This window comes from Methylobacter svalbardensis, assembly GCF_037671525.1.
GTDB lineage: Bacteria > Pseudomonadota > Gammaproteobacteria > Methylococcales > Methylomonadaceae > Methylobacter_A > Methylobacter_A svalbardensis.
The window spans coordinates 1-7,304 of the sequence record NZ_JAWPOH010000103.1 but is presented as its reverse complement, the minus strand read 5'-3'; the positions used below and the strand labels follow the sequence as shown (position 1 = coordinate 7,304).

Annotated in this window: 8 protein-coding genes and 1 pseudogene; 7 read left to right on the top strand and 2 right to left on the bottom strand. The window is 43.2% G+C overall.

Going from position 1 to position 7,304, the window contains the following annotated elements; all coding sequences use genetic code 11:
- Positions 1–257: 257 nt before the first annotated feature.
- On the top strand, positions 258–1,478 hold the full coding sequence (locus RW114_RS19245) for an aminotransferase class I/II-fold pyridoxal phosphate-dependent enzyme (RefSeq protein ID WP_340124364.1): 1,221 nt from the start codon (positions 258–260) through the stop codon (positions 1,476–1,478).
- 252 nt (positions 1,479–1,730) lie between these two features.
- On the top strand, positions 1,731–2,030 hold the full coding sequence (locus RW114_RS19240; protein WP_340124363.1) for a hypothetical protein: 300 nt from the start codon (positions 1,731–1,733) through the stop codon (positions 2,028–2,030).
- A 189-nt stretch (positions 2,031–2,219) separates the two neighbouring features.
- Here RW114_RS19240 and RW114_RS19235 read toward each other — a convergent pair whose 3' ends face one another.
- Together RW114_RS19235 and RW114_RS19230 are read right to left on the bottom strand one after the other, a co-directional pair.
- Positions 2,220–2,378: a hypothetical protein gene (locus tag RW114_RS19235; protein WP_340124362.1), complete on the bottom strand. Its 159-nt coding sequence runs from the start codon at positions 2,376–2,378 to the stop codon at positions 2,220–2,222.
- A gap of 27 nt (positions 2,379–2,405) precedes the next feature.
- Positions 2,406–3,710, bottom strand: coding sequence for a DUF3422 family protein (locus RW114_RS19230; protein ID WP_340124361.1), 1,305 nt, complete (start codon positions 3,708–3,710; stop codon positions 2,406–2,408).
- 573 nt (positions 3,711–4,283) lie between these two features.
- Between RW114_RS19230 and RW114_RS19225 the strand changes: the two genes are divergently transcribed.
- The 5 genes and pseudogenes from RW114_RS19225 to RW114_RS19205 all read left to right on the top strand — a co-directional run.
- Complete coding sequence (locus RW114_RS19225) at positions 4,284–5,012, top strand: type IV pilus assembly protein FimV (RefSeq protein ID WP_340124360.1); 729 nt, start codon at positions 4,284–4,286, stop codon at positions 5,010–5,012.
- Positions 5,013–5,298: 286 nt separating this feature from the next.
- Positions 5,299–6,225 (top strand): hypothetical protein, encoded by a 927-nt coding sequence (locus RW114_RS19220; protein ID WP_340124359.1) that lies wholly within the window; start codon positions 5,299–5,301, stop codon positions 6,223–6,225.
- A gap of 12 nt (positions 6,226–6,237) precedes the next feature.
- Positions 6,238–6,774 (top strand): GTP-binding protein, encoded by a 537-nt coding sequence (locus tag RW114_RS19215; RefSeq protein ID WP_340124358.1) that lies wholly within the window; start codon positions 6,238–6,240, stop codon positions 6,772–6,774.
- Entirely contained in the window at positions 6,771–7,124 is a 354-nt protein-coding gene (locus RW114_RS19210; protein WP_340124357.1) for a hypothetical protein, read from the top strand. Before RW114_RS19215 ends, RW114_RS19210 begins: the two co-directional genes overlap by 4 nt.
- Positions 7,112–7,304 (top strand): annotated as a pseudogene (locus tag RW114_RS19205) (IS701 family transposase); the annotation flags it as partial. The gene RW114_RS19210 and the pseudogene RW114_RS19205, both read left to right, overlap by 13 nt.

Here is a 7,304-nt window from a genome sequence, read left to right as displayed (position 1 = left end):
GATAAGAATCCTGCGGCTAAGCTCAAAGAATTGGCTGGACTTATTGATGAGGTTTTTCAGTTAATGCCTTCTGGAAAACATATGGTTGGGAGGGATTTGGGGCGTTTAGGGCCGACGGTTTCGCTACAGTACCGTGCTGCTGGATAATTTTCCAAGAATCAGGCTGCAAAAAATTTAAAAACTTGAACATCGAGTATAAGCTGGATAAAGGATCAATGAGATATTGTTACGCATCAGCACCCATAACCGGAGGCATTATGTCACTGAATAAATTAGAACCACTGCTCATCGAAAAGTTAGCCGAATTACAAAAGCAAGGTCTATGCAAGGGTAATGAGAAAGTCATCACCGGCATGAAAGCTGCCGCTGACGGCTTTGGCATCCGCTATTTTCTTGAAGGCTACGGGGATAGGGCTTTCCTGCGGATGAATTCAAATTCCTACCTGGGACTTGCCGTGCATCCATTGGTTATTAAAGCGGAAGCTGCGGCCGCTGAAAAATTCGGCACCGGTCCCGGAGCTGTTCGTTTTATCAGCGGCACTTACCAACCGCATATTAAACTGGAACAAAAACTGGCAAAATTTCATGGTCGCGAATCGGCAATGCTGTTCAGTTCGGCTTATACGACTATGCTGGGAGTCCTGCCTCAGTTTATTACTGCCGATACCTTAATCATCAGCGATGCACTGAATCATAACTGCATTATCAATGCGATACGCCTGTCCCATCCTGCCGGCAAAGAAATTTATGCGCATGCAGATATCAATGCTCTGGACAACATTCTTGAAGCTTACCAAGGCCGGGTCAAACGCGTTTGCCTGGTTACTGACGGAATTTTCAGCATGCGCGGTGATTACGCAGACCTCGATAAAATAAGCGCTTGCTGCAAACGGCATGAACAGGCGTATGAACAAGGCATTATCAGCATTGTTGATGATTCGCATGGCGTTGGTGCGTTTGGCCGGACCGGGCGTGGCACAGAAGAATATACCCGGGGTAAGGCGGATATTTTAATCGCTACGCTCGGTAAAGCCTTTGGTGTGAATGGCGGCTATGTCGTTTCCAGTTCGACGGTCATTGATTATTTACGGGAAACCTCACCGTTTTATATTTATTCAAATCCGATTACGCCGGCTGAAGCGCTTGCGGCAAGCGCGGCTTTAGATATTGTCAGCAGTCCTGAAGGCTTGCATCTGCTGGAAAAACTGCGGGCATTTAGCGTCCGGCTTAGAGCAGGACTTGATCAACTGGGTTTTGAAACGCTACAGGGAGAGCATCCTATCGTCCCCATCCTGACCAGAGACACGGAAAAAACATCGGCTTTGGTAACGCATTTATTGGCGCATAATATCCTGGTTACCGGGCTTAATTACCCGGTTGTCCCTCAAGGTGAACAGGAAATCAGATTGCAGGTTTGCGCAGAGCATACCGAAAAAGATATAGACTATTTATTGACCAAGCTGGCTGATTTCCAGTGATTATTCTCTGATGTTACGCAGGCAACCCAAAAATCAATAACTTACAAAACAAAAAATGATCATACGTTATTGATAGTTCGTAGTCGGTGCGTAACATCAGTTCTTTATATGGAAAGGTAGAAGGCTTATACGTGTAAACTGTTTTAAATAAAGTGTTTTGTTATCACGATGGCAGTAAGAAATTTACTGTAACCTGCATAATAACGCTTTATAAAATTAACCGCCTTTTTATAACTTTAAGAGTAACTGATTATGCAAAATACTTTCACTATCCGGCCGAATCTAATAATCGCTTGTGTAGCTTTACTATTCAGCGGTTGCGCTTCTGATCCTGTATCCGCCCCCATCCTTTCCGGCGAACAAATGCTGAGCGAAAGCCAAGGCATAGCAAACTTGGGTGATAGATGGCAAAAAGGTAAGCAATTGGTTGAACGCGGTAATATTTTAGTTAGCGAAGGCCAAAATAAAATTGTGGAAGGTAACCGAATGATTGAAGAAGGTGAAAAAGCGAAGAACGAGAGCGAGGAAAGCTATAAAAACACAAAAAAGTAATCTGCGGTAGAGCCGGTTCTATCAGTAACGATATCCAATGAACCTGGAAAAATCATTTGATCCACGAAAAACACAAAAAGCACGAAAATATTCAAAGAGATACCAGGTTGCAGATCGTCACCCAAAGGGTGAATAGCTAAATCAACATAACATATTGATTTCTTTCGTGTCTTTCGTGCTTTTCGTGGACTAACTGCCGTTTTTAGGATGAACGCCATCAGCAATTTGTGCCTGAATGAATCCATACTGCTGTTTTAACATCGATTTTTTACGGTGTTGCCTGAGTAATGGGCGATTACAAAACGCGGCGCAAATCGGCAGGATAGTCGGTTTACCTGCATTTTTCATCAACAATACCGCCCTTGTGTGATCTCGTTATTCGGTGGTATTGGCAATAATTCTATGAATTCGTTTACTGCTGATAGCGATAATGATCAAAATAAACGGAATTGAAATGCCCTCAATGATTCCCGGATTGACTTTCCAACCCATGATATGCAGCATTTCGGCCAGTTTACCGATAAGACTGGCTGCATAATAAGTAATGGCAACCATCGAGATGCCTTCAACCATTTGTTGCATCCGCAGTTGCATTTTTGCCCGTAAGGCCATTGACGTGAGCAAGCCCTGATTTTGTCGCTCAATAATGATGTCGACACGGGTGCGTAGTAATTGGCTTGCGTTGCTGACGCGTTCGGAAAGCAGGGTAAAGCGGTGCGAAATGGATTCGCAGGTATTAATCGCCGGTTCCAGTCGCCGCTTGATAAATTCACCCAAGGTCTGAATACCTTGAATCCGGACTTCGCGCAAATCGTTAACGCGTTGCTCCACCAATTGATAATAGGCACTGGCAGCCGCAAAGCGAAAGTGATTGCTGGAGATGTAATTTTCAACTTCAGCGGCCAGTGTGGTTAACTCATCCAGTAACTCGCCATCATTATTGTCAGGCAGCGTCATTGAGTTGGTGATGGTATACAGTTGCCGATCCGACTTTTTTAAGGCCGGATACAATTTGCGTGCAATCGGAAAAGCCAGCAACGCCATAACCCGATACACTTCAATTTCAAACAGCCGTTGCAATAAACGCCCTGCCTGCTCAGCTCTTAAGTCGTTGTTAATAATCAAAAAACGGCTAAAACCATCAACGTGAATGCGGAAATCGGTAAATACCGAGGCCGCACCGCCGGTGACTTTAGAGCCGATGACCGGATTGTCTGCAAAGTAAGACGAGAGAGACGCTAAATCAATATTTTCATCATAATGAATATCGGCAGCGGAGACTATGGTTGCATGAGCGGCAACAATGACTTGCCCGGTTAATTGCGACATCCAATCTACCGGAACTTTTTTTAGGGCAACATCCGCAAAAGGATCTTCAGGCGAATCATGCACATAAAAGCTGTAAGTACTAAACTCGCCGTGTTGTTCCCAGCGTATTTGAAAGGAATTAAAGGTGGCGCTAAAGTGATCGACTTCTTTTTCAGGCGGGGCCACGCCAAATCGTTCGCAAAGCGTTATCAAATGTCTGCGTTCTTGCATTTTTTCGTCATTAGACAGCAATAGCGCAAGATGACTGGCTCTAACCGGCAAATTGAGATTAAACGGTGCCCGGGCGTGGACCTCGTTGTGAAGTACAAAGCGTTGTGGATGATTTTCAGGAATGGGAAATAAAGTTGCCACGGTTTTTTTAGGATCAAATAATGAATGGAGTCAATTTTACCTAAAAAATACAGTCGAGCTTGGCTATTATTGTCAATCCAATGAAATTGTAAACTCAACCCAAAGTCCAAAAAGCCTGATTTCATACTTTTGCGAACAGACATCAAACGAAATTTTATGCGTACGAAGCATAAGTCAAGGTTGGTTTTACCCGTGTTACATGCCAATAAAATATTAAAAATTCGTCTGCGGAATTTGGGAATTATATTTTTTTGATTTTGTCATAAACAAATTAACTCGTCATCGTGACTCAGTAGTCTGCGTTACGTTCAAAATCAGCTTCCGCCTAAATAAATATTGAGAGTCGTAAGCTTATGGGGGGACAACCGTCCAGCGGCCTACTGAGTCATGATGAATTACGGGAGGAAAAGTAATTCAAGGGTTAATTCTTCTTCGCTATTCTCGGTCAGTCTTCGTATTCTAGCAGAACCTGCCCTACCTAAACACTTACTAATTTTAGGTTTTTTCACGCTAAAACTGGTAAAAACTCAAATTCTATCTATGCTTCATCTCAGCTAATTTGAGAATTAATGAATGACCATTTACAACCAACTGATTACTTGCAACGACAATAACTCAAACGAACCGACTGAATTTAATAAGTTTTTGCTGTCTGACTCCAAGGCTTTTACTTTTACCGATAATAAGTTGCCCGATAATTTCTTAGAAAATCTTGTTTTTCTTGTTACCAGAAAGCCCAAACGATTAATTGCACATATTCAGCGTATTTATCATTGTTACCAGATAAATTCACAGGAACAGCTTTTCGCGGCGCTGATCGATTTACTGGTTGTTTTAAATAGACGGGGGCTGGCAATCAGCAGACGGATGATCATCGGAACAAAATCAAAATTGTCCGGAGAGCAATATAAGATACTGCATGATTTTATGGCTGAGGATTTTGATGTTGCGCTGCTGGCCGGGAACCAATACTCGGTTTTTACCAAAGGCCTGATTGGAACCGGAAATCTGGTTCAACAGCTTGAAACCTCCAATAAACAAACCTATGACCCACTGGTTCTGGCTCATGATTATATTGAATATAGCCAACTGGATGAAGCAAAAGACATACTGGAAAGAGCCATAATCAATCAACCGCAAAGATTGGAGCTGCATCAGTGCTTATTAGAACTTTATAAATCGACTCGCGATACTTCGGGATTTATAACCATGTTTAATATTGTCTCCGGCTTAGATGTGGCCATGCCCAGTGACTGGGGTACATTACAAGCGTTTTTTAATGAGCGTAAAAATGAAAGATAAACGCAAAAGTTCTTTAAAAATCGCTCTCCACGGAATGGATGACCGAGCCTATAAAATGATGGCGATGTATCTTCAAGGACCCTGTAAAGGGGCCGCTGTTGTCGTCGAAGACCTGAATGCCGAAGTTGATATTATCGATGCCGATTCTGTAAAAGCAAAAAAGTTGCTTGAACAGAGACTGACTGAGTCGGACAGACCGATTATTGCATTATCCCTACAGGAACTGGCATTTAAAAATATTCTCTATGTAAAAAAACCGATCAAAACCGCCGACCTGCTGTCCGCCTTGAGCGAAGCCGATGCGATTGTATCCGCAAAGAAAAAACCGCAACACTCAGTCGGTACACATACGAAAAATACCGCCGCCCTTCAGGCGCAAGACTCAATTGCCAAAACTGAAAATCTTTTATCGTCAGAAAAAAATCAGCTTAAAAAGCAGACTACAAAAACTGATGAACAGAAAAAAACCTCCAAACACCAAACTGCAATGCAGCTTGATGAAGGGAAATTTAGCGCGTATATAGGATCTGTTCCAGGTCTGGATGTAAATGACCCGAAGCAATTCCCGGATGCAGTTTACAACCCTAAAGATTATTTTCAGGGATATGTTCAGTCAGCCTTGATGGTAGCTGAAGCCAAAAAACAGGTGCTGCGCTTAAACTCAGGCTGGAAGTCGCTGATTATTTTTCCCCATAACCATGAAGTCTGGCTTGATGCCGATGACAAGCAACTGAGGGCTTTTGCCAGCGTGGCCATGAATAAAATTTCAGCCCCCAAAATGACCCTTATTCCGGTGGAATCAAATCCCGCATCAATTCAGGAAGACTTGGAAAAGTTTCATAACAAGGATGCGTTTCTATGGAAGCTGGCTGTATGGACGTCTAAAGGACGTTATCCAAGCGCTCTGGATATTCACCGGGCTGTTTTTTTAAAGAACTGGCCAAATTTTACCCGCCTTGTTGTCACTCCTCATGCATTACGGATTTCAGCATTGCTTATAGCAGGCCCCAGAACCTTGCCGGATATCGTTGAGGTTTTAAAAATCAAACTGCAATATGTGTTCGTATTTATCAGTGCCGCTTATGCACTGGGACTGGTTGGACAAGCTAAAAGAGAAGTCGATGAAATCTTTCAACCGCCCGCTATCAAAAAAAGCGAACAACAAGGCTTGTTAAGTAGAATTCTCGGAAAATTACGCGCAAATAAATCATAGAGTTGGAGCAATATGAGTCATTACAAAATCATTTTTACCGGCCCGGTAGGTGCGGGTAAAACAACAGCCATCGAATCAATCAGCGATACACCGCCTATTAAAACAGATGCTTCTGCCAGTGACATGACCAAGGCCAAAAAAGCATCGACTACGGTGGCTATGGACTACGGCATTATGAATCTAGCCGACGGTGAGAAAATTCATCTTTATGGTACGCCCGGACAGGAACGTTTTGATTTTATGTGGGATATCCTGACTACAGGCGGCATAGGCCTGATTTTGCTGCTTGATAACACCAGAGCGGATCCTTTTCAGGATATGAAATTCTTTCTGGATTCATTTCAGAAATTCATAGCTGAAACGAATGTAGCCATTGGCGTGACCCAAATGGATCTGAGCAATAAGCCGACTATTAACGACTACCATATCCAGCTGCAAGGAATGGGTATAAAACCACCGGTATTTTCTGTGGATGCCCGAGTTAAAAATGATGTCTCTATTTTAGTGCAGTCATTACTGTATTCGTTGGATCCCGGAATTGAGGTATGAGCGCCTATTCGATAACAGAAGGGTTACACCTGTATCCAACGCCGGCCGGCGCTTATTATGCTGTCTGTACAACGGAAATGGATAAGCCGCGTCAATTTTTAAGAGCATTGCTAAAGCGGCAACAAACCTGTGCGCTCAATATAGCCAATCTGCAACAGTTGATGGTTCAGGATGACGAACAAAAATGCATGGAATTGCTGCATCATTGCCAGAAATTAGGCTGGATTCAGGGGCTAGATGCCTTACTTCAATATCCGCAGGGTGCATTAGAAGAAATTTTGCCTGAACTGTTAACTGATGTTACGCACCCACCCCTCAAAAAGCGTATTATTTCGGGATGGAAAAAATAAAACTAGAATTATACACAGACTACCTGATCTGCAATAACGGGTTTGCGACGGCAACCGGATTGTCGGCAATGATGGAAGGGGATATAAGCCATGACCAGATGACGCGTTTTCTGGCATCGAAAGCATTTACCTCCAAAGACCTTTGGAGTCAGGTTAAAGCAACGGTACGCCAGATAGAAC